This is a genomic window from Paenimyroides ummariense (assembly GCF_900115115.1).
GTDB classification, from domain to species: Bacteria; Bacteroidota; Bacteroidia; order Flavobacteriales; family Flavobacteriaceae; genus Flavobacterium; species Flavobacterium ummariense.
The window spans coordinates 16,754-38,168 of record NZ_FOVI01000021.1 but is presented as its reverse complement, the minus strand read 5'-3'; the positions used below and the strand labels follow the sequence as shown (position 1 = coordinate 38,168).

The 21,415-nt window shown below is 34.0% G+C and carries 22 protein-coding genes; 12 read left to right on the top strand and 10 right to left on the bottom strand.

The genetic code is table 11. The annotated features are described in order from the left end of the window. Window positions 1-89: 89 nt before the first annotated feature. A complete protein-coding gene (locus tag BM253_RS13245; RefSeq protein WP_091525254.1) occupies window positions 90-302 on the bottom strand; it encodes a hypothetical protein in 213 nt (70 codons plus the stop codon). A gap of 118 nt (window positions 303-420) precedes the next feature. Between BM253_RS13245 and ettA the strand changes: the two genes are divergently transcribed. After that, window positions 421-2,109: an energy-dependent translational throttle protein EttA gene (ettA, locus tag BM253_RS13240; RefSeq protein ID WP_091525252.1), complete on the top strand. Its 1,689-nt coding sequence runs from the start codon at window positions 421-423 to the stop codon at window positions 2,107-2,109. Between the two features lie 35 nt (window positions 2,110-2,144). Here ettA and BM253_RS13235 read toward each other — a convergent pair whose 3' ends face one another. Next, window positions 2,145-2,411, bottom strand: a complete 267-nt coding sequence (locus BM253_RS13235; protein WP_091525250.1) for a putative signal transducing protein — start codon at window positions 2,409-2,411, stop codon at window positions 2,145-2,147. A gap of 90 nt (window positions 2,412-2,501) precedes the next feature. Beyond that, window positions 2,502-5,087 (bottom strand): ATP-dependent chaperone ClpB, encoded by a 2,586-nt coding sequence (gene clpB / locus BM253_RS13230; protein ID WP_091525248.1) that lies wholly within the window; start codon window positions 5,085-5,087, stop codon window positions 2,502-2,504. A 189-nt stretch (window positions 5,088-5,276) separates the two neighbouring features. Between clpB and ytxJ the strand changes: the two genes are divergently transcribed. Next, a complete protein-coding gene (ytxJ, locus tag BM253_RS13225; RefSeq protein ID WP_091525246.1) occupies window positions 5,277-5,606 on the top strand; it encodes a bacillithiol system redox-active protein YtxJ in 330 nt (109 codons plus the stop codon). Between the two features lie 115 nt (window positions 5,607-5,721). On the opposite strand, the gene BM253_RS13220 is transcribed toward ytxJ, so the two are convergent. Beyond that, on the bottom strand, window positions 5,722-6,726 hold the full coding sequence (locus BM253_RS13220; protein WP_091525244.1) for a PhoH family protein: 1,005 nt from the start codon (window positions 6,724-6,726) through the stop codon (window positions 5,722-5,724). Window positions 6,727-6,817: 91 nt separating this feature from the next. Between BM253_RS13220 and BM253_RS13215 the strand changes: the two genes are divergently transcribed. The 5 genes from BM253_RS13215 (at window position 6,818) to dnaN (ending at window position 11,562) form a co-directional block, all read left to right on the top strand. Further along, window positions 6,818-7,642 carry an SAM hydrolase/SAM-dependent halogenase family protein gene (locus BM253_RS13215; protein WP_091525242.1) on the top strand — a complete coding sequence of 275 codons (825 nt, stop codon included), beginning with the start codon at window positions 6,818-6,820 and terminating at the stop codon, window positions 7,640-7,642. 13 nt (window positions 7,643-7,655) lie between these two features. Further along, complete coding sequence (locus BM253_RS13210) at window positions 7,656-7,952, top strand: putative quinol monooxygenase (protein WP_091525240.1); 297 nt, start codon at window positions 7,656-7,658, stop codon at window positions 7,950-7,952. A 1-nt stretch (window position 7,953) separates the two neighbouring features. After that, on the top strand, window positions 7,954-8,679 hold the full coding sequence (gene gldF, locus BM253_RS13205) for a gliding motility-associated ABC transporter permease subunit GldF (protein WP_091525239.1): 726 nt from the start codon (window positions 7,954-7,956) through the stop codon (window positions 8,677-8,679). Continuing rightward, a complete protein-coding gene (gene gldG, locus BM253_RS13200) occupies window positions 8,679-10,358 on the top strand; it encodes a gliding motility-associated ABC transporter substrate-binding protein GldG (RefSeq protein ID WP_091525237.1) in 1,680 nt (559 codons plus the stop codon). The genes gldF and gldG overlap by 1 nt, the downstream gene beginning before the upstream one ends. An 85-nt stretch (window positions 10,359-10,443) precedes the next feature. Beyond that, a complete protein-coding gene (gene dnaN / locus BM253_RS13195; RefSeq protein WP_091525236.1) occupies window positions 10,444-11,562 on the top strand; it encodes a DNA polymerase III subunit beta in 1,119 nt (372 codons plus the stop codon). Between the two features lie 65 nt (window positions 11,563-11,627). Here the strand turns inward: dnaN and BM253_RS13190 are convergent, their stop codons facing one another. Continuing rightward, entirely contained in the window at window positions 11,628-12,092 is a 465-nt protein-coding gene (locus tag BM253_RS13190; protein ID WP_091525234.1) for a Dps family protein, read from the bottom strand. 105 nt (window positions 12,093-12,197) lie between these two features. Between BM253_RS13190 and BM253_RS13185 the strand changes: the two genes are divergently transcribed. Beyond that, entirely contained in the window at window positions 12,198-13,136 is a 939-nt protein-coding gene (locus BM253_RS13185; protein WP_091525232.1) for a LysR family transcriptional regulator, read from the top strand. A 39-nt stretch (window positions 13,137-13,175) separates the two neighbouring features. On the opposite strand, the gene BM253_RS13180 is transcribed toward BM253_RS13185, so the two are convergent. From BM253_RS13180 to BM253_RS13165, 4 genes are read right to left on the bottom strand one after another with little or no spacing between them, the layout of a single operon-like run. Further along, window positions 13,176-13,364 carry a hypothetical protein gene (locus BM253_RS13180; RefSeq protein WP_091525230.1) on the bottom strand — a complete coding sequence of 63 codons (189 nt, stop codon included), beginning with the start codon at window positions 13,362-13,364 and terminating at the stop codon, window positions 13,176-13,178. A gap of 53 nt (window positions 13,365-13,417) precedes the next feature. Continuing rightward, window positions 13,418-14,074 (bottom strand): tRNA (5-methylaminomethyl-2-thiouridine)(34)-methyltransferase MnmC2, encoded by a 657-nt coding sequence (gene mnmD / locus BM253_RS13175; protein WP_091525228.1) that lies wholly within the window; start codon window positions 14,072-14,074, stop codon window positions 13,418-13,420. After that, entirely contained in the window at window positions 14,075-14,521 is a 447-nt protein-coding gene (locus BM253_RS13170) for a hypothetical protein (RefSeq protein ID WP_091525226.1), read from the bottom strand. Further along, window positions 14,521-15,039, bottom strand: coding sequence for a DUF4920 domain-containing protein (locus BM253_RS13165; protein ID WP_091525224.1), 519 nt, complete (start codon window positions 15,037-15,039; stop codon window positions 14,521-14,523). The genes BM253_RS13170 and BM253_RS13165 overlap by 1 nt, the downstream gene beginning before the upstream one ends. Before the next feature lie 221 nt (window positions 15,040-15,260). Here BM253_RS13165 and BM253_RS13160 point away from each other — a divergent pair, with 221 nt between their 5' ends. The 4 genes from BM253_RS13160 (at window position 15,261) to BM253_RS13145 (ending at window position 18,234) form a co-directional block, all read left to right on the top strand. Further along, window positions 15,261-16,331, top strand: coding sequence for a branched-chain amino acid aminotransferase (locus BM253_RS13160; RefSeq protein WP_091525222.1), 1,071 nt, complete (start codon window positions 15,261-15,263; stop codon window positions 16,329-16,331). Window positions 16,332-16,396: 65 nt separating this feature from the next. Beyond that, window positions 16,397-16,585 (top strand): hypothetical protein, encoded by a 189-nt coding sequence (locus BM253_RS17550; protein ID WP_091525220.1) that lies wholly within the window; start codon window positions 16,397-16,399, stop codon window positions 16,583-16,585. Window positions 16,586-16,591: 6 nt separating this feature from the next. Then, window positions 16,592-17,644: a hypothetical protein gene (locus BM253_RS13150; RefSeq protein ID WP_091525218.1), complete on the top strand. Its 1,053-nt coding sequence runs from the start codon at window positions 16,592-16,594 to the stop codon at window positions 17,642-17,644. Between the two features lie 14 nt (window positions 17,645-17,658). Beyond that, the gene (locus tag BM253_RS13145) at window positions 17,659-18,234 is read left to right on the top strand and encodes a hypothetical protein (RefSeq protein WP_091525217.1); all 576 of its coding nucleotides are present in this window, start codon (window positions 17,659-17,661) and stop codon (window positions 18,232-18,234) included. Between the two features lie 39 nt (window positions 18,235-18,273). Here BM253_RS13145 and secA read toward each other — a convergent pair whose 3' ends face one another. Next, entirely contained in the window at window positions 18,274-21,396 is a 3,123-nt protein-coding gene (gene secA / locus BM253_RS13140; protein WP_091525215.1) for a preprotein translocase subunit SecA, read from the bottom strand. Between the last annotated feature and the right edge of the window lie 19 nt (window positions 21,397-21,415).

Genomic DNA, 21,415 nt, shown 5'->3' with positions numbered 1-21,415 from the left:
TTTACCAAATTGCACAGCAAAAATCCGAATTTATAAAAACTTAACCAAAAAATAACATTAAAAAAACAGAACTTTTAAAAGTTCTGTTTTTATATTTTAATATAATTCACCTCGTTTTCGTACGATCTAACTGCTCCGCTTTTTAACACAACAAGCAATCTGCCTTCATCGCTCCATCTTGCAGCTTCAATTTCTTCGCCTACAAAAAGTTCCAATTCATGACCATTTGCATCTGTTATATAAAGCATTTGACCGTTAATTCTAAAATTATTCGATTTTCTAAAGTTCTCTGTAAATTCCATATTTTTATTTTTATTCAAAAATACAAAACAGATTTTTATCTGCAATCAAATAAATTTTTATTAATACAATTTTAAGTGGTATTTTTGATGTGTATCTAAAAATATACTAAAAATAATTATGTCAGACGATAAAAAAGTAATCTTTTCAATGTCGAAAGTGAGTAAAACTTACTCATCGACAAACAAAACAGTGCTTAAAGATATTTATTTAAGCTTTTTTTACGGAGCTAAAATTGGAATTTTAGGTTTAAATGGTTCAGGAAAATCATCGTTACTTAAAATTATTGCAGGTGCCGATAAAAATTATCAAGGAGATGTAGTTTTTGCACCGGGTTATACCGTTGGTTATTTAGAACAGGAACCGCAGTTAGATGAAACCAAAACCGTGATTGAAGTTGTTCGCGAAGGAATGGCAGAAGTTGTGGCTATTTTAGACGAGTTCAACAAAATTAATGATATGTTTGGTTTGCCAGAGGTTTATGAAGATGCAGATAAAATGCAGAAATTAATGGATCGCCAGGCAGATTTACAGGATAAAATTGATGCAGTTGGCGGATGGGAATTAGATAATAAGTTAGAAGTTGCTATGGATGCACTTCGTTGCCCTGAGCCAGACACACCAATTTCTGTACTTTCGGGTGGTGAACGCCGTCGTGTTGCTTTGTGTCGTTTGTTGTTGCAAGAACCAGATGTTTTATTGTTAGATGAGCCAACCAACCACTTAGATGCAGAATCGGTTCATTGGTTAGAACAACATTTGCAACAATATAAAGGAACAATCATTGCTGTAACGCACGACCGTTATTTCTTGGATAATGTTGCCGGATGGATTTTAGAATTGGATAGGGGAGAAGGTATTCCATGGAAAGGAAACTACTCTTCTTGGTTAGATCAAAAAGCAAAACGTTTAGAGCAGGAAGAAAAAACGGCATCGAAACGTAGAAAAACCTTAGAACGTGAGTTAGATTGGGTTCGTCAGGGAGCAAAAGGTCGTCAAACAAAGCAAAAGGCGCGTTTACAGAATTACGACCGCTTGCTGAACGAAGATCAAAAACAATTAGAAGAAAAACTGGAAATATATATTCCAAACGGACCACGTTTAGGTACAAATGTTATTGAAGCCAAAGGTGTTGCAAAAGCATTCGGAGATAAAATTTTGTACGATAATTTAAACTTTACGCTTCCGCAAGCGGGTATTGTTGGAATTATCGGACCAAACGGTGCAGGTAAATCTACTATTTTCCGTATGATTATGGACGAACAAAAAGCCGATTCTGGTGAATTTGTGGTTGGTGATACCGTGAAAATTGCTTATGTTGATCAATCGCATAAAAATATCGATACAGAAAAATCAATCTATGATAATTTTGCCGAAGGCCAAGAATTAATCATGATGGGTGGTCGCCAAGTAAATGCACGTGCTTATTTATCGCGCTTTAACTTTGCAGGATCAGATCAAAACAAAAAAGTTTCAGCATTATCTGGTGGTGAGCGTAACCGTTTGCACTTGGCAATGACTTTGAAAGAAGAAGGAAACGTTTTGTTGTTAGATGAGCCTACCAACGATTTGGATATTAATACGTTACGTGCTTTAGAAGAAGGTTTAGAGAATTTTGCAGGCTGTGCCGTAATTATATCGCACGACCGTTGGTTTTTAGACCGTGTTTGTACACACATTTTAGCTTTTGAAGGAGATTCTGAAGTTTATTTCTTTGAAGGATCTTTCTCTGAATACGAAGAAAACCGTAAAAAACGTTTAGGTGACGTAGCACCAACACGTATCAAATACAAAAAATTAGTTCGCTAATTAAAATAAAAAAGCTGTTCATTTGAACAGCTTTTTTATTCTTCGTTTTCATCATCAATTAAATCGCCAACTTCGTCAATATCATCAAAATTAGCTTCTACTAAAGCGTAACGTGCTTTTTCTTCATCGTCTTCAAACACAAAAATGTGTACAGCTTTATCGGCAGACCCGAACCCGGCGGTAATTGCAGATTCTATATCGTTTCGTTCTACATACGAAATGTTGTTTTCATCTAACGTATGCTTTACAGCCATTGCCATAATGGCGCTTCCGGCAAAAATTTCTACATGTCTTTGTTCCATAATTTTTTATTTCCAATTTACAAAAATTGATTCAATAAAATATAAAAGCGTCTTAAAATATTTTTAAGACGCTTAATTGTTATGCTGTTGTTAGTCTTGGTTTCTAAAAACCAATTTATCTTCAAAACTATCCAGGAGGATGATACTATCGGTTTTAATGCTTCCCGAAAGAATTTCTTTTGAAAGCTGGTTTAAAACTTCGCGCTGTATCACACGTTTTACCGGACGAGCACCAAAATGCGGATCAAATCCTTTTTTAGCTAAATAATTGATAGCTTCAGGGGTTGCATCCATAGTAATGTGTTGTTGAGCCAGCATTTTAAACACACTTTTTAACTGGAACGATACAATTTGCTCAATGTTACCTTTTGTAAGCGGCGTGAACATGATGATTTCATCGATACGGTTTAAAAATTCCGGACGAACCATTGTTTTTAATTGATTCAATACTTCGGATTTTGCATTTTCGGTAGCTTCTTCAATCGGGTTTTTATCAAACTGTTCCTGAATGATATGGCTCCCCATGTTCGATGTCATAATAATAATGGTATTTTTAAAATCTGCCAAACGACCTTTGTTATCGGTTAATCGTCCTTCATCTAAAACCTGCAACAATACGTTAAAAGTATCGGGATGCGCTTTTTCAATTTCATCTAACAAAATAACCGAATAAGGTCTTCTTCTCACAGCTTCTGTCAACTGTCCACCTTCATCGTAACCAACGTATCCAGGAGGTGCACCAACCAAACGACTCACACTGTGGCGTTCAGAATACTCACTCATATCAATACGGGTCATAGCATTTTCGTCATCGAACAAATATTCAGCCAACGCTTTTGCCAGCTCGGTTTTACCAACTCCGGTAGTTCCCAAAAATAAGAACGATCCGATTGGTTTTTTTGGATCTTGCAAGCCCGAACGACTTCTACGAACAGCGTCTGAAATTGCTTCAATTGCTTCTTCCTGACCAACCACGCGTTTATGTAATTCGTTTTCTAAATTCAAAAGTTTTTCGCGGTCGCTTTGCAGCATTTTGGTCACAGGAACACCTGTCCATTTTGCAACAACTTCGGCAATATCTTCGTAAGTAACTTCTTCTTTGATTAGCGAAGTTCCTTTTTGATTTTCATCTAACTGTTTTTGAAATTCAGCCAAACGGTTTTCCGCATCCTGAATTTTTCCGTAACGAATTTCGGCAACTTTACCATAATCTCCATTACGTTCGGCGCGCTCGGCTTCTAATTTATATTCTTCGATTTCTAATTTGGCATTCTGAATGTTGTCAACCACATCTTTTTCTGATTTCCATTTAGAAAAAATCTGATTGCGTTCTTCTTTCAAATTTGCCAGATCAATACCTAAAACTTTCAGTTTTGCTTCGTCATTTTCGCGTTTAATCGCTTCAATTTCAATTTCCAACTGCATGATTTTTCGGTCTAAAACATCTAATTCTTCTGGTTTTGAATTGATTTCCATACGAATTTTCGATGCCGCTTCGTCCATTAAATCGATTGCTTTGTCTGGTAAAAATCGGTTCGAAATATAACGTTGCGACAATTCAACCGCCCCAATAATTGCTTCGTCTTTAATACGTACTTTATGATGTGTTTCATACTTTTCTTTAATTCCACGTAGAATAGAAATGGCACTTTCGGTATCGGGTTCTTCGATGATTACCTTTTGAAAACGACGTTCTAACGCTTTATCTTTCTCGAAATATTTTTGATACTCGTCTAAAGTCGTAGCACCAATCGCTCTTAATTCGCCACGAGCCAAAGCCGGTTTTAAAATATTTGCCGCATCCATAGCACCTTCGCCACCACCTGCACCAACAAGCGTGTGAATTTCATCTATAAAAAGAATAATATTTCCTTCAGACGATGTTACTTCTTTCACAACCGATTTCAAGCGTTCTTCAAACTCACCTTTATACTTTGCTCCTGCAATCAACGCACCCATGTCTAACGAAAAAACAATTTTGTCTTTCAGATTTTCAGGTACATCGCCCTGAACAATTCTGTGCGCCAAACCTTCGGCAATTGCGGTTTTACCAACGCCCGGTTCACCAATCAACATGGGGTTGTTTTTAGATCGGCGGGTTAAAATCTGCAACACGCGTCTAATTTCTTCATCGCGCCCAATAACAGGATCCAACTTTCCACTATTCGCCAATTCGTTTAAATTTTTGGCGTATTTGTTTAGTGAATTGTAGGTGTCTTCTGCCGATGCCGATGTTACGCGTTCACCTTTTCGCAGTTCGCTAATTGCAGCTTCGATTTGCTTTTCGGTAGCTCCGCTGGTTTTTAGGAACGATGCAATTTTACTGTTCGATTTTAAAATTGCCAGAAACAAATGTTCAATTGATACATATTCATCGTTCATTTTTTTTGCGATGACTTGTGCTTCGTTCAAAGCATTTCCTGCCGAACGTGATAAACCAATCTGCGCACCTTCAACTCTAGGAAACGATTCTATAATTTGATCGTTTTGCGATTTTAACTGATCGATATTAATTCCGACTTTCTTTAGAATGAAAGGCGTTACGTTTTCATCGACTTCTAAAATTGCTTTTAAAAGATGCTCGTTTTCTATTTGTTGTTGACCAAAGGTCTGTACCAAAACTTGAGCCTGTTGTAGTACTTCTTGCGATTTTATTGTAAAATTATTTAAATTCATATTTTTTTTTTTATGTTGTGTTGTTGTTAGCTTATTTTCAAATGATGTTCCAAATACTTTTTTATGACTATTTGTCTTATTTTAAGTGTTTTAATTGTAATTATTACGACAAAATGACACTAATTAAGGTTTTTACAGATAGATTAAATATGATAAATTGGCGTATATTTGAGTATTAAAGTTACAAAAATGAATTGGAAGGTTTTAGAAAACGTAAATCAATTAGAAGAAATAAAAGAAGCATCGCACCATAAATTTCAGTTGATTTTTAAACACAGTACGCGTTGTATCATCAGTAAAATGGCGCTAAAGAATTTTGAAAGTGATTTTTTAATGCACGACGCTATTGACGTGTATTATTTAGATTTAATTGTTTACAGAGATATATCAAACAAAATTGCCGATGATTCTGGAATTACGCATCAATCACCGCAAGTTTTGTTGATTAAAGATGGTAAAGTGGTTTATCATGAATCGCACGAAGGTATAGATTCGAATGTTTTAATGAAGTTGATTTAAGATTAAAACCTATTTATAATTGTAGACCTCACAGGTTTTAGAAACCTGTGAGGTCTGAATATCATAATAATATAACAATTATATTTGATAAATTTTTTTGAAAAAAAAAATCCGACTAACTTGTCGGATTTTCTGTATTTTGATTGTTCTGATAATAATTTTGGTGCGATGCAAATTCGTTCGCTGTTTCAACTTTTTTGTAAGCTTCCACAATTTTCTTAACCAAGCGGTGGCGTACAATATCTTTATCGTCTAAAAACACAAAACCAATACCTTCTACACCTTCTAAAATACGTAAAGCCTCACGTAAGCCCGATGTTACTTTTCGTGGTAAATCAACCTGACCAGGATCGCCCGTAATAATAAATTTGGCATTTTTACCCATACGCGTTAAAAACATCTTCATTTGGCTGTGAGTGGTATTTTGAGCTTCGTCTAAAATTACGAAGGCATTATCCAACGTTCGTCCACGCATAAAAGCTAAAGGTGCAATCTGAATAATTCCTTTTAACAAATAATCTTCTAACGTGGTTGGCGGCAACATATCGCGCAAAGCATCATATAAAGGTTGCATGTACGGATCTAACTTTTCTTTCATATCGCCCGGTAAAAAGCCTAAATTTTCGCCGGCTTCAACTGCAGGGCGAGTTAAAATAATGCGCTTTACCTGTTTTTCCTTCAACGCTTTAACAGCTAATGCAACACCGGTGTAGGTTTTACCAGTTCCTGCGGGACCAATGGCAAAAACCATATCGTTTTTAAAAACTAAATCGACCAACTTTTGCTGGTTGGGTGTGGTTGCTTTAATTAATTTTCCACCTAAACCGTGCACCAAAATTTCGTCAGATTTGTCCATTCGTTGCGGAACATCGTCTAAAATCAATCGTTCAATAATGTTTTCGTTTAGTTGGTTGTATTTTTCGTAATACTTTAAGATACGTTCAAAACGCGATTGAAACTGGTCTAATATTTCAGCCTCTCCAAAAATTTTCATGGTAGTTCCACGAGCCACAATTTTTAACTTTGGATACAGTTTTTTAATGGTTTCTAAATGAATATCTTGTGCACCCCAAAAATCTTTTGGTGTAATATGTTCTAGTTCTATGATTCTTTCGTTCAAAAGCTATTAGATTTAATTAAAAAAAATTAGTTTTGTATATCTCAAATCTAATCAAAAAAACATTAAAAAAGAACACTAATAAAATAAATTAATGTCAATAATTACGTTAACTACAGATTACGGTATTAAAGATCATTTTGTTGCTTCGGTAAAAGGTAAAATATTAACCGAAATACCGCAGGCGCAAATAGTTGATGTTTCGCATTGCATTGATTTATACAATATAGCCAATGCCAGTTACGTTTTATTTGGGGCTTACAGCAATTTTCCTAAAGGTAGTTTGCACATGGTTTTGGTAGAGGCCGAAATGTTCGACCAAACCTCATTTTTACTTACTAAATTTAACGATCACTTTTTTTTAACAGCAAACAACGGCACCATCACTTTATTAGCAACTGCCGACGACGAAACGGAAATTGTTGATTTAAAAATTCCTGATTTTTGTAACGATACGGTTTCATTATACACTTATGTTGCTAATGAATTGTTTAAAAATGTATCTTGCAGCAGTTTAGGTACAAAAATTAACTATAACGATTGCGAGCTTTTGGTGGAATTACGTCCGAAAATTGCCGATGACGAAAATTCGATTCGGGGATCTGTTATTTATATGGATCACTACGGAAATGCCGTTACCAATATTTCGAAGGAATTGTTTGAACGCGTTAGAAACGGTCGAAAATACGTGATTAATGCCGTAAAATATCGCATTAATAGGATAAATGAGTTTTACGCTGATTTTAATACTGAAAGTAAAACGCTGCGCGAATACGAAGGCGATATGTTGTTTATTTTTAATGATTTAGATTTTTTACAAATGTCTATCTACAAATCTGATTATGAGAATGTAGGAAATGCGAAAACCCTTTTTGGTGTATCGTACCGAGACACTGTTATTATAGAATTTACCGAATAATACTTTAAGATATATGTTTATTAGAATAGTTAAAATGAGTTTTCATGAAGAGAAAATTCCGTTGTTTTTAGATAACTTTCATAGTGTTAAAAACGATATAAGAAATTTTCCCGGAAACAATTTTTTAGAGCTTTATCAAGATAAAAACAATCCAAGTATCTTTTTCACATATTCTGTTTGGAACGAAGAAAGCGATTTGGAAACTTACCGAAATTCGGATCTTTTTAAAAGTGTTTGGGCATACACAAAAGCCTTTTTTAATGATAAACCCCAAGCGTGGAGTGTTGATAAATTAGAATCGTTACCATAATATGAAAGCAATATTACTACGAGAAATCAAATCGTTTTTTGGTTCGTTAACAGGTTATCTGGTTATTGCTGTCTTCTTAATTTTAAATGGAATTTTCCTTTGGATTGTAGACGGGCAATACAATATTTTACAAAGCGGTTATAACGATTTAACTCCGTTTTTTCAATTGGCACCTTTGGTTTTGCTTTTGTTAATTCCTGCAATTACTATGAAAAGTATTTCAGACGAGCGTAAACAAGGAACTATTGAACTATTGGTAACCAAACCATTGAGTTTAAACCAAATTGTTACCGGTAAATTTTTAGGCGCGTTTTTATTGGTTGTGCTGGCAATTTTACCAACGGTTTTATACATAATCATTTTAAATCCGTACGGAATGCCGGCTGGCAATATGGATTTAGGCAGCACATTAGGTTCGTACTTGGGCTTGCTATTCTTAATTGCAGCTTACACCAGCATCGGAATTTTCTGTTCGTCGTTATCAGACAATCAAATTGTGGCGTTTATTTTAGCGGTAATTATCTGTTTTGTACTTTATTTAGGGTTCGATCAATTGGCAGAATTGTTCAAATCATCGGCAACAATCATAGAAAAATTTGGAATAAGTTATCATTTTAAAAGTATAAGTCGCGGTGTTATTGATACCCGAGATTTAATCTATTTTATTTCGTTAACCGTTTTCTTTTTAATAGCAACTGTGTTTAACCTAAAAAACGTGCGTAAATAATGAAAAAGCAAAAAAGTATACAATCGTTTTTAGGCATTGCAGCAGTATTAATTGTTTTGAATATTGTTGGAAGCTATGTTTTTCATAGGTTTGATCTAACTTCAGATAAAAGATATACGCTTTCAGAAGCTACCAAAAATGTATTGGGCAACGTAACCGAACCTATTTTTATTGATGTTTATTTAGAAGGAAATTTTCCTGCCGAATTACGCAAATTACAAACCGAAAGCAAACAGTTGTTAGAAGAATTTAATGCGTATAACAGCAATGTTAATTTCTTATTTATTGATCCGTTATCAGCTGAAAACGAAGCTGCAAAAATGGCTGAAAATCTTTTTGTAAACGGAATGAAACCGATCAATATTTCGGTAAATGATAAAGGCAAGCAGTCACAAGAAATGGTTTTTCCGTGGGCAGTTGCTATAAAAGGCGAAAATCGTGCGAAAATTCAGTTGCTTAAAAATGCCATGACGGCTACAACCGAAGATAAAATTGCATCGTCTGTTCAACATTTAGAATACGCGATTACCGAAGCAATTCATAAGGTTAATACCGAAAAATCTAAAAAAATAGCGATTATAAAAGGAATTGGCGAACCAAATGATGTTTACATTGCCGACTTTCTCCGCACCTTAAAAGACAGTTATTTCATAGCACCTTTTACGTTAGACAGCGTTGCGACAAATCCTCAGAAAACCTTAAAAGATTTGCAGGCATACGATTTGGCTATCATTGCAAAACCTACAAAAGAATTCAACGAAAATCAAATTCAGGTGTTGGATCAGTTTGTTATGAACGGCGGAAAATCAATTTGGATGTTGGATCAGGTTCAGGCAGATATGGACAGTTTGTACAACTCAACCAGTGAAATGCTGGCGTATCCAAAAGATCAAAGTTTAGGCGAAATGTTGTTTAAATACGGCGTGCGTGTAAATCCCGATTTGGTTAAAGATGAAATGGGATCGCCAATAAAACTGGCAGTTGGTCAGCAAGGCAGCGAAACCGTTTATGAAACGTTCAACTGGAAATTCGCTCCGTATGTTGTTAGCGGATCAACCCATCCAATCGTCAATAATATCGATGTAGTAAAATTCGATTTTGCAAATAGTATCGATACGTTGAAAAACAACATCAAAAAAACGGTATTATTATCGTCATCGCCTTATTCTGTTAAGGTGGGAACGCCAAGTATTGTGAGTTTATCTAAAACTATTCAGGAAAAAATTGATCCTAAAACCGTAAAAATGCAATCGTTTCCGCTGGCTGTTTTGTTAGAAGGAAATTTTACATCGGTATTTAAAAACAGAATCGTTCCATTTAAAACAGACAATTATCTTACCGAAGGAAAACCGACAAAAATGATTGTAATTTCTGATGGTGATATCGTTAGAAACCAATTAGATCAGGGTTTTCAGCCAATGGAATTAGGTTACGATAAATGGACAAACACTTTGTACGGAAACAAAGAATTTCTTGTAAATGCTGTCAATTATCTGTTAGACGATAACGGATTGATTAATTTAAGAACCAAAGAAGTAAAATTAGCCTTGCTTGACAAAGAAAAAGTGTACACCGATTACAACTACATACAAATAATAATTGTGGTTTTACCATTGGCTGTATTGGCTGTTTTCGGTTTTGTTTTTACTTTTTTACGCAAAAAGAAATACACAAAATAGTTGCTTAAAATAAAGTTTTATTTTTCGCTTTAAAAGAAATATATTTGTAAAAACCTGCCAAGAAGGCATAAATAAAAATAAACGGATGAAATTTATTGTATCGAGCTCGTATCTATTGAAACAATTACAAGTTTTAGGAAGCGTTATCAACAGTAACAACACCTTACATATTCTTGATAATTTCTTATTTGAACTTGATCAAAATCAATTAAAAGTATCTGCGTCTGATTTGGAAACAACCATGACGGCTGCTTTAGAGATTGAATCAACCAGTGAAGGATCTATTGCAGTTCCGGCACGTTTGTTATTAGAAACCTTAAAAACGTTTCCTGAACAACCGTTAACTTTCACAGTGAAAGACAACAGTACTATTGAAATTAGTTCTGATTTAGGAAAATACGTTTTAGCATATTTACCAGGCGAGGAATTTCCAAAGGCAGAAATGTTAGAAGATCCGTCGAAAGCTGAAATTGGTGCCGAAATATTACATACCGCAATCAGTAAAACCATTTTTGCTGCCGGTAACGATGATTTGCGTCCGGTAATGTCTGGTGTTTATTTTCAGTTTGCACCAACAGGAGTGATTTTTGTTGCAACCGATGCGCATAAATTGGTTAAATATTCAAGAACCGATGTTACAAGTTCTGCAGAAGCAAACTTTATTATGCCTAAAAAACCGTTGAATATTTTAAAGAATATTTTAGCGACATCAGATGCTGCGGTTTCTATTGAATACAACGATTCTAACGCAATGTTTAGTTTTGATAATTATACGTTGATCTGTAGATTGATCGATGGAAAATATCCAAATTACGAAGCGGTAATTCCAAAAGAAAACCCAAACAAACTGATTATTTCTCGTACACAGTTTTTAAGCTCGGTTCGTCGTGTGGCTATTTACGCTAACAAAACAACGCACCAGATTCGTTTAAAAATTGCAGGAACTGAATTAAACATTTCAGCAGAAGATATTGACTACTCAAACAAAGCAGACGAGCGTTTAACATGTGATTATAAAGGTGATGATATGCAAATTGGTTTTAATTCACGTTTTTTAAGTGAAATGTTAACCAACCTACAGTCAGACGAAATACAATTGGAAATGTCGTTACCAAACCGCGCCGGAATTTTAACTCCGATCGATGGTTTAGACGAAGGTGAAACAGTTACAATGCTTGTTATGCCGGTAATGTTGAATAATTAAGAAGTAATTGTTTATTCTAAATACACAAAAAGCTGAACATTTGTTCAGCTTTTTTTATACTCAAATTATCCCAAAAAAGCCTGCATCATCCAGATGTCTTTTTCTTGTTCGGTAATTAAATCGCTCATCATAGAATTGGTTCCTTCATCGTTAATTTCGCCGGCTTTTTCCAAAATTTCACGTTCTATAGTCAATAAAGAAGCTAACGATTTTACAATCACTTCAACCGCTTCTTCATCATTAGTAATATCTTTTGCAACTTTCAACGAATTGTTTTTCAAGTAATCGTCGAATGTATGAAAAGGAGTTCCGCCTAAAGTTAAAACACGCTCGGCGATTTCATCAATTCTTAACTGTGCCTGATTGTACAATTCTTCAAATTTTACATGAAGTTCAAAAAAACGTTTCCCGCGGATGTTCCAATGCAAGCCGCGTAAATTTTGATAATAAACTTGAAAGTTCGACAATAAAACATTCAACAATTCAATATTTTCTTTTGTCTGTTTCTGTGGTAAGCCTAAAATATTCATAACCTTATTTTTAAAATTCTACTATCAAATTTACAAATAATTAACCGATATTTGTATAAGTTCTATTGATAGTATCAATTTTTCAATAGTTAAAATCTTTTAAAAATGACCATTACCCAACTAAATTATGTGCTTGCCGTTGCAGAGCATTTAAATTTTACCATTGCGGCAGAAAAGTGTTTTGTTACACAGCCTACGTTAAGTATGCAGATTCAGAAACTTGAGGAAGAATTGGAAATTAGAATTTTTGATCGCAATAAAAAACCGATTCAGTTAACCGAAGTTGGTAAAAAAATTGTTGAGCAGGCAAAGAGCATTGTTAACGAAGCCGACAGAATTAAAGATATCGTTGAACAGCAGAAAGGTTTTATTGGGGGCGATTTTAAAATTGGAATCATTCCAACCATTATGCCTACGTTGCTGCCCATGTTTCTAAAGAATTTCATTAGAAAATATCCGAAAATAAATTTAATTGTTGAAGAACATACTACAGACGAAATTATCAACAGGTTACAGAAAGGACAGTTAGATGCTGCTATTGCCGCAACACCTTTAAATGAAAGTGATTTAAAGGAAATTGTGCTTTATTATGAACCTTTTGTGGGGTATTTTCCTGCTGAATTCAGAAATGGATTGACCGAATTATCTCCGAATGATTTAAACGTAAACGATATTTTGCTTTTGCAGGACGGACATTGCTTTACCAACGGAATTTTAAACATTTGCAAGGCTTCAAAATTGGATCAATCACAGAATTTTGAATTGACTTCGGGTAGTTTTGAAACCTTGATTGGTTTGGCTAACGAAGGGTTAGGGGTAACGTTGTTGCCTTATCTGCACACGTTGAATTTAAGCGAAAACGATAAAAAGAATATCATTGAATTTGCCGATCCGAAACCATCACGCGAGGTTAGTTTGATTTTTCCTAAAAACGAATTAAAAATTCATATTGTTGATGCGTTACGTCAAACAATTTCAGGAGTTGTAAAAGGAGCGATTGCTTTTCAGGATATTGCAATTATAAGTCCAAAATTAAATAGATAGAAAAAAGAAAAGGATGGAAATTACTCCATCCTTTTTGTTTTATAAGATTACTATAATGTCTTCTAAATCGCTTTTGTTTTTAGTGAAATCTGCAATCCATTCTTTTAATTTGTCAATTTCAAACGGAAGCAGAAATTCAATTGCTTTGGTAATCTCTTTTAGAAACAAATCTTTACTGAAACTTACTTTTTCTAAAATTTTTATGGTGTGATTTAATCGTTCTGTCATAATCTGTAATTTTATATAAATATAAACCAAAAGCAATTAGTTTTATTAAAATTTTAGATTTTTTTAACAGCAATAATCATCTCACGTTTTCCAGGTGGTCCGGCGGTTTTGTGAACTTTGAAGCCTATTTCTTTTAGTCTTCTATTAACTATCCCTTTACAGGCGTAGGTTACAAAAATTCCGTCTGTATTTAAAAAATCATAGGCTTTTTGTAAAATTTCTGCCGACCATAATTCGCTTTGATAATCAAATCCGAAAACATCAAAATAAACAATATCAAATTTATTATTTGTTGTGAAATTTTCGATCTTACAGAAATGTTTCAGCAGACTAAAATGTTCGGTTACCTTTTCGTTTGTATCAACTGGAATTTCATGCAATTGTTGAAGCGTAACCGGTGTTTTTACAAAATCATTATAATTCAATAAATTAAATTCATTTGCAGTGAGCGGATAAGCTTCAATACTTTCGTAAACAATTTTTTTATTATGGTTTACCGCAAATTCTAACGTAAGCAAAGTATTCAATCCGGTGCCAAAACCATATTCTAAAACATGAATGGTTTCTTTGTTGATTAATTCAATACCGTTTTTAATGTAAACGTGGGCAGATTCCTGAACGGCTCCGTGTTTGGAATGAAAAGTTTCACCCATATCTTTAACAAATAAAGAATGCGAACCGTCTTCGGTAACTATAATTTCACGATCCATTTACGGAATGATCAGTTTTTTGATTCTTGGAATAGGTCCGCCACATTTTTTAGAATGACATTCTAAACACTGGTTCACCATTTTATTGAAATTGTCTTTTGCTTGAACAGGGTCGGTATATATAGCTTTTTGAGCTTCGATAAATTTTATTGCCTGATCGTTAAAAAATGGATCACGATCCGAAGCTTCTGTTAAAACAGCAGTATGCAATTTATCAAAAGCCACAGGATAACTGCCTAAATCCTGATTTGTTTTAATACGTTCTTTAAGCTGCGTATTGTAAGCATACATTTGTTCCATTAAAGCCGCCATTTCAGACATTTCGTACATTTGAAATTTAGCATCAGCAACAGTGTCTTTAACTGTTACAGCTTTGTTCGTATCATTTTTTTGCTGACAACTTGTGGCAAAAGCAACGGTTAAAAAAATTAACAGTACTTTTTTCATTATTTAGCAGCTGCAATTAAAACACCGTCTGCCATGAAACGATAGTTTTTAGATGGCTTTGTAATTTGATCGATTTCGGCTTGTGTTTTACCCGCATCTTTTGCTTCGTGCTTTAACTGATCTACCGATGTTTCTTCGATAAACGCTTTACCAGAAACAATTGCCGTATGGTTTTCTGCACCTTCTTTAGGCACAAAGAATGCATAATCTTTAAACTTTACAAAAACTTCTTTTTCATTAGCTAAATTTAAAGTCATCCAACAACCTTTTTTCTTGCAGGTATTTTTAATTTCAGATGTAAACTTAACATCCAAGGTATCAGTTGGTTTCATACTTTCGTATTTAGCCAACATTTCCTCTTTTGTAATTGCGTTGTCTTTAGTAATACTGTCACCAAAAACTTGATAGTTCATTGCGGTTTCAGTTGTATTTTCAACTTTATCTGTAGTTACGGTTTCTTTCTTATTGCAGGCAATCATTAACGATGCCGCTGCGAAAACAAATACTATTTTTTTCATGCTTTAAAATAAATTTTTACAAATATAAAAATAGTAAACTAAAAACAGGCTAATTAACTTTATTTCAGCTAATTTATCAAAACTTAATAAAATTAAAATATTTATAGTAATAATGGGTTTTTGTTGTAAATTACATAATTCAAACTATTTGTAACGAATTTTTTTTTCTAAATTTGTAAAGTTTAAAACAACATAACAAATTTTAAATAGTAAAAGTAAAAATGGATTCAAACATTTTAAACAACTTAAAACTAACTAAAGTAGCTGCTTCTAAAATCGATACTTTTGATTTTGAAAATGTGAAATTTGGAGAAAAGTTTACAGACCATATGTTAGTTTGTGAGTATAAAAACGGTGAATGGGGTACTTTGGAAATTAAGCCTTATGCACCAATTACGTTAGATCCTTCGGCAAGAGTTTTTCATTACGGACAAGCAATTTTTGAAGGAATGAAAGCTTATAAAGAAGAGAACAACGATATTTGGATGTTTAGACCGGATCAAAATTTTGAACGTTTTAATAAATCGGCGATCCGTTTGGCAATGCCAGCAATTGATGAAACCCGTTTTATTGGTGGTTTAAAAGAATTGATTAAAGTTGAAAAAGAGTGGGTGCGTAAAGGTTTAGGAAATTCTTTATATATCCGTCCGTTTATGATTGCTACTGAAAGCGGTGTGATTGCAAGCCCATCGAACGAATTTTTATTCTGTATTCTTTTATCACCTGCAAAATCTTATTATGCGGGTAAAATTAAAGTTCAAATTGCCGATTATTACAGTCGTGCCGCAAATGGCGGTATTGGTGCTGCAAAAGCTGCAGGTAACTATTCAGCACAGTTTTATCCTACAAAATTAGCTCAAGAAGCAGGTTTTAATCAAGTAATCTGGACAGATTCTAACCATACGCATTTAGAAGAAGCCGGTACAATGAACGTTTTCTTTAGAATTAACGATACGTTGTTCACTGCGCCAACATCGGATCGTATTTTAGACGGTGTTACCCGTAAAAGTTTGATTCAGTTGGGTGAATCTTTAGGGTACGATATTAAAATTGAATCTGTACAGGTTGACACTATATTAAACGCTGCTAAAAATGGTACGTTGAAAGAAATTTTCGGAGCAGGAACAGCAGCTGTTGTTAACCAGATCGAAGGTTTTTCTTACAAAGATCAATACTATCAGTTACCAGAAATGGCAGATGAAGAATCCTATGCCTTACAGCTTAAAAATGCTTTAACAAAACTACAGAATAAATTAGCAGACGATCCATTTAACTGGACTGTTAAAATATAATGAAGAAGCTTGCGTTTGCAAGCTTTTTTTATGCACTTAATTTGGTTATATTTGTATAAAAAAGTATGTTTTCACAAGGCCAGCTTATCTTTGCACTTTTATTTGTAATAGTTTTTGTAATAATAATGATTATTATGTATCGCAAAGATTTAAAAATGCACAAAGTTTATTACAAAGGCAGTTTATGGGTTTTGTTTACTTTTTTATTGTTTATAGCATTGCTGTTCGTAATTAAAGTCACCTTAAAAGATTAAAATTCTATGAAAATTTTAAAGTACATCTTCATTATTGCTGCGTTGGCAATAGTTTTTTTAACCGTTTATATTGCAACCGGTAAAAGTGAATATGAATTTAGTGTAAGTAAAAAAACAGAATTATCTAACCAGCGATTGTTTAGATATGTTGATAATTTACAGAATTTTGGTGATTGGAATCCGTGGAACGATAACGCAAGCGCATTTAAATTAGATTCTATTTATAAAGGAAAAGACGCAAAAGTTACATGGAACGGAAACGAAGCTTTTATTACAAAATCAATTCCTAACGATACCGTTTTCTTAAAAATGAATATTTCGGGTAACAATTATGATACCAAGATGTATTTTGATGAAGTAAACGGAAAAACAACGATTGGTTGGAAAGTAAAAGGAAATTTATCTTTCAGTGAAAAATTCAAATTATTTTTTCAGGGAACACCAGAAAGTATGATCGCTCCAACTTTTGAAGAAGGTCTAACCAAGATTGATAAAAACATTACAGAAAGTCTTAAAAAATTCTCGATTAAGAATGAAGGTATCACAATGATTTCGGAGATGTTCTATATAAAACAGACAGTAGAATCGAACATTGAAAATTTAGGTGATAAAATTTTCCAGAGCATGGAACACATGAGTAATTTTGCCAAAAACTTTGAATTAGAACCTTACGGATCTCCGTTTACAGTGTTTGAAAATATTAATGTGCTTTCAGGAAACGTGCGTTATTCGGTTTGCTTACCTATTAAAAACTTTTTCAGCACAGCAGAAGGTAGCGACATTGTTTGCGAAAAACTACCAGCTTTTCACGGCTACAAAACGGTTTTAACCGGTGATTATATGCACAGCGATAAAGCTTGGACAGAAGTTAAAAAAGAAATTGCAGCTAAAAATTTAACGCAACGTGCCGATATCAAACCGATATCAATCTATAAAACATCGATTTTAACCACACAAAAATCAAATGAATGGATTACGGAGTTTATCATTCCGGTAAACGAAACAGTAATTCCTATTATTGATACACCTGTAACGGATACTTTAGCGGTAACTAGGTAAAAATTAAATATGAAATGCAAAACATCTTTTCTAAAAGATATGATGGCGTAAATTTGTATTTAGAATTTACTGTAAAGACAAAACTAATTGGAAAATTGGTTTTGTCTTTATTTATATTGTTATGTTTTATTGTAATTTTTTATTTAACAATTAGTAGTTCAAAAGATGAAAATAACAATTCAGAGTTTATTACTGCTGCAATTATATTCACATTTGTATTAATAGTTTTTCCTGTAAGATATTTAATTTGGAATTGTTATGGTAAAGAATTTCTTATTATAAATGATAAATCTTTAAGCTACTATTACAGCTATAAATTTCTTGAAACAAACTTAAAAACTAAGCTGATTAATGAATTATCTATTGCAATAGAAGTAGTTAAAGAAGATGAAAATTATAAATATGGAAGATTGATATTTTATAATATTAATGAAGAAACAAAGCTAAATGAATTTCTTTTTCAAACATCTGTTTTACTGAAATATGAGAATTTAGAAATAATTAGAAAAGAAATTTTAGATCTGTTTTTTGATAATTATTTTAAAGAGATTAATAATAAAAAATTGTTTAGTGATATTTATTTAAATTAAAAAACTCCAACCGTTAAGTTGGAGTTTTTACTTTTTTATTTAGATTGTAAACGAACCGTTTGTTCTAATTTGTGGTTCATTGTTTTGTTCTTGTTCAGGTTGTTTTGGTAAGTCACCTTTCATTAAGAACGAAATTACATCTTTATTAATGCTTTGCATAGTATCTTTAAACAAGTTAAAAGCTTCGAACTTATAAACCAATAAAGGATCTTTTTGTTCGTGTACGGCTAACTGAACAGATTGTTTTAATTCGTCCATTTTGCGTAAGTGCTTTTTCCAAGCTTCGTCAACAATAGAAAGAACAATGTTTTTCTCGAAATCGTTAATTAACGTTTTTCCTTCTGTTTCAAACGCTTTGTTTAAATCGGTAACTACGTTTATGGTTTTAATTCCATCGGTAAACGGAACAACCATACGCTCGTAACCACCATTTTCGTGTACGTTTTTAATTACTTTAAATGCTTCAACGGCACTTTCATCGCATTTGGCAACGTATTTTTTATAAGCGGCTTCGTACAATTTATCTGTAAGTTCGGCATCACTTAATTTGTTGAATTCATCAACTGTAATAGGAGATTCCATTCCGAATATTTTAATTAAATCGTATTCGAAATTTTTAAAATCGTTTCCTATTTTGTTTCCTTCAACCAAATAATCACATAAATCGAACATCATGTTGGCGATATCTACTTTTAAACGATCTCCGTGTAATGCGTGACGGCGGCGTTTGTAAACAACTTCACGTTGTGCATTCATAACATCATCATATTCCAACAAACGTTTACGTACACCAAAGTTGTTTTCTTCTACTCGTTTTTGTGCTCGTTCGATCGATTTGGTCATCCAAGGGTGCTGAATTACTTCACCTTCTTTTAAGCCCATACCGTCCATAATCTTCGCAACACGCTCTGACCCAAACAAACGCATTAAATTATCTTCTAAAGAAACATAGAATTGCGAAGACCCAACATCTCCTTGACGACCTGCACGACCACGTAACTGACGGTCAACTCGACGAGAATCGTGGCGTTCTGTACCAATAATTGCCAAACCACCTGCATCTTTAACTTCTTGGGTTAACTTGATATCGGTACCACGACCAGCCATGTTTGTTGCAATGGTAACAACCCCCGGATTTCCTGCTTCTTCTACAATTTGTGCCTCTTGTTTGTGTAGTTTTGCATTTAAAACGTTGTGTTTTATTCCGCGCATTTTTAACATACGGCTTAATAATTCTGAGTTTTCTACCGATGTTGTACCAATTAATACCGGACGACCAGCTTGTGATAATTCCACAACATCATCAATAACCGCATTGAATTTTTCACGGATTGAACGATAAATTTTATCTTCACGGTCTTCGCGTGCCATTGGGCGGTTGGTTGGAATTTCAACAACATCTAATTTATAAATTTCCCAAAATTCGCCTGCTTCTGTAATGGCAGTACCTGTCATACCTGCCAATTTGCTGTACATACGGAAATAATTCTGTAGGGTAACGGTTGCAAATGTTTGGGTAGCAGCTTCGATTTTTACGTTTTCTTTCGCTTCGATCGCTTGGTGTAATCCGTCTGAATAACGACGACCATCCATAATACGACCGGTTTGCTCGTCAACAATCATTACTTTGTTATCAACCACAACGTATTCCGAATCTTTTTCAAACAACGCGTATGCTTTTAATAACTGGGTTAATGTGTGGATACGTTCTGATTTTACTCCGAAATCTTGGAATAAAATTTCTTTTTTCTCTGACATTTCTTCTGCAGAAATGTTTAATTTTTCAATTTTGGCAATTTCTGTTCCGATATCTGGTAGAATAAAGAAATTTTCATCCATTCCTTGCGATAATGCTTTGATACCGTTATCTGTTAATTCTACCTGATTGTTTTTTTCGTTAATTACGAACAATAAGCCTTCGTCTACCTTTTTCATTTCGCGGTTGTTGTCCTGCATAAAATGATTTTCGGTTTTTTGAAGAATTTGTTTTACACCTTCTTCAGACAAAAACTTGATTAACGCTTTATTTTTAGGCAATGCACGGTATGATCTTAGTAAATTGAAACCACCTTGTTTGGTGTCACCCGCTTTTATTAAACGTTTGGCTTCGGTTAAAAACTGATTTGATAACTGGCGCTGTTGTGCTACCAATGAATCTACTTTAGGTTTTAATTCTAAAAATTCATGACGATCGCCCATTGGAACCGGACCTGAGATAATTAATGGTGTACGAGCATCATCAACCAAAACAGAATCCACCTCATCTACAATTGCGAAATTGTGCTTGCGTTGAACCAATTCTTCCGGCGTATGTGCCATGTTATCACGCAAATAATCAAAACCGAATTCGTTGTTTGTTCCGTAAGTAATATCTGCCTGATACGCATCACGACGACCCGATGAGTTTGGTTGGTGATTATCGATACAATCAACAGTTAATCCGTGGAATTCAAACAAAGGGGCATTCCACTGGCAGTCACGTTTTGCAAGGTAGTCGTTCACCGTTACAACGTGTACGCCGTTTCCAGCCAATGCGTTAAGATAAATAGGAGAGGTTGATACCAATGTTTTACCTTCACCCGTTTGCATTTCGGCAATTTTTCCTTGGTGAATTACTGTTCCACCAATCATCTGCACATCATAATGAACCATGTTCCAGCTTAACATTTTGCCGGCAACTTCCCATGTGTTAGACCAGATTGCTTTATCGCCTTCGATACGAACGTGACCTTTAGTTTGTGCAAACAATTTGTCTTGTTCTGTAGCAGTAACCACCAATTCATTGTTGTTTGTGAAACGACGTGCGGTTTCTTTAACCACTGCAAAAGCTTCTGGTAAAATATCGAACAAAGCTTTTTCCGATAGGGTATAAGCCTCTTTCTCTAAAGTATCGATAGAAGCATAAATTGTTTCGCGTTTGTCAATGTCAGTAGTTTTCTCTAATTCTTCGCGGTACGAAGCAATTTTAGAATCCTGACCAAAACGTGCCTGCTTTATTTTTTCTTTAAAAGAAATAGTTTTTTCTCTTAACTCATCGTTCGATAAATTCTCGAATGAACTGTAATACTGGTTGATTTTATCTACAATAGGGCGGATGGACTTTACGTCTTTCTGTGATTTATCGCCCACAAACGCCTTTAAGATACTATTTATGATACTCATAAATAAGTTTGATTTTAAA

Excerpts from the sequence above, each read along its gene's own strand:
- dnaN (WP_091525236.1), top strand. The coding sequence starts at position 10,444 with ATGAAATTTATTGTATCGAGCTCGTATCTATTGAAACAATTACAAGTT.
- BM253_RS13150 (WP_091525218.1), top strand. The coding sequence starts at position 16,592 with ATGAAAATTTTAAAGTACATCTTCATTATTGCTGCGTTGGCAATAGTT.
- BM253_RS13160 (WP_091525222.1), top strand. The coding sequence starts at position 15,261 with ATGGATTCAAACATTTTAAACAACTTAAAACTAACTAAAGTAGCTGCT.
- BM253_RS17550 (WP_091525220.1), top strand. The coding sequence starts at position 16,397 with ATGTTTTCACAAGGCCAGCTTATCTTTGCACTTTTATTTGTAATAGTT.
- gldG (WP_091525237.1), top strand. The coding sequence starts at position 8,679 with ATGAAAAAGCAAAAAAGTATACAATCGTTTTTAGGCATTGCAGCAGTA.
- BM253_RS13235 (WP_091525250.1), bottom strand. The coding sequence starts at position 2,411 with ATGGAACAAAGACATGTAGAAATTTTTGCCGGAAGCGCCATTATGGCA.
- BM253_RS13165 (WP_091525224.1), bottom strand. The coding sequence starts at position 15,039 with ATGAAAAAAATAGTATTTGTTTTCGCAGCGGCATCGTTAATGATTGCC.
- ettA (WP_091525252.1), top strand. The coding sequence starts at position 421 with ATGTCAGACGATAAAAAAGTAATCTTTTCAATGTCGAAAGTGAGTAAA.
- BM253_RS13185 (WP_091525232.1), top strand. The coding sequence starts at position 12,198 with ATGACCATTACCCAACTAAATTATGTGCTTGCCGTTGCAGAGCATTTA.
- BM253_RS13145 (WP_091525217.1), top strand. The coding sequence starts at position 17,659 with ATGCAAAACATCTTTTCTAAAAGATATGATGGCGTAAATTTGTATTTA.
- BM253_RS13190 (WP_091525234.1), bottom strand. The coding sequence starts at position 12,092 with ATGAATATTTTAGGCTTACCACAGAAACAGACAAAAGAAAATATTGAA.
- BM253_RS13180 (WP_091525230.1), bottom strand. The coding sequence starts at position 13,364 with ATGACAGAACGATTAAATCACACCATAAAAATTTTAGAAAAAGTAAGT.
- BM253_RS13210 (WP_091525240.1), top strand. The coding sequence starts at position 7,656 with ATGTTTATTAGAATAGTTAAAATGAGTTTTCATGAAGAGAAAATTCCG.
- clpB (WP_091525248.1), bottom strand. The coding sequence starts at position 5,087 with ATGAATTTAAATAATTTTACAATAAAATCGCAAGAAGTACTACAACAG.
- secA (WP_091525215.1), bottom strand. The coding sequence starts at position 21,396 with ATGAGTATCATAAATAGTATCTTAAAGGCGTTTGTGGGCGATAAATCA.
- BM253_RS13170 (WP_091525226.1), bottom strand. The coding sequence starts at position 14,521 with ATGAAAAAAGTACTGTTAATTTTTTTAACCGTTGCTTTTGCCACAAGT.
- ytxJ (WP_091525246.1), top strand. The coding sequence starts at position 5,277 with ATGAATTGGAAGGTTTTAGAAAACGTAAATCAATTAGAAGAAATAAAA.
- BM253_RS13245 (WP_091525254.1), bottom strand. The coding sequence starts at position 302 with ATGGAATTTACAGAGAACTTTAGAAAATCGAATAATTTTAGAATTAAC.
- gldF (WP_091525239.1), top strand. The coding sequence starts at position 7,954 with ATGAAAGCAATATTACTACGAGAAATCAAATCGTTTTTTGGTTCGTTA.
- BM253_RS13215 (WP_091525242.1), top strand. The coding sequence starts at position 6,818 with ATGTCAATAATTACGTTAACTACAGATTACGGTATTAAAGATCATTTT.
- mnmD (WP_091525228.1), bottom strand. The coding sequence starts at position 14,074 with ATGGATCGTGAAATTATAGTTACCGAAGACGGTTCGCATTCTTTATTT.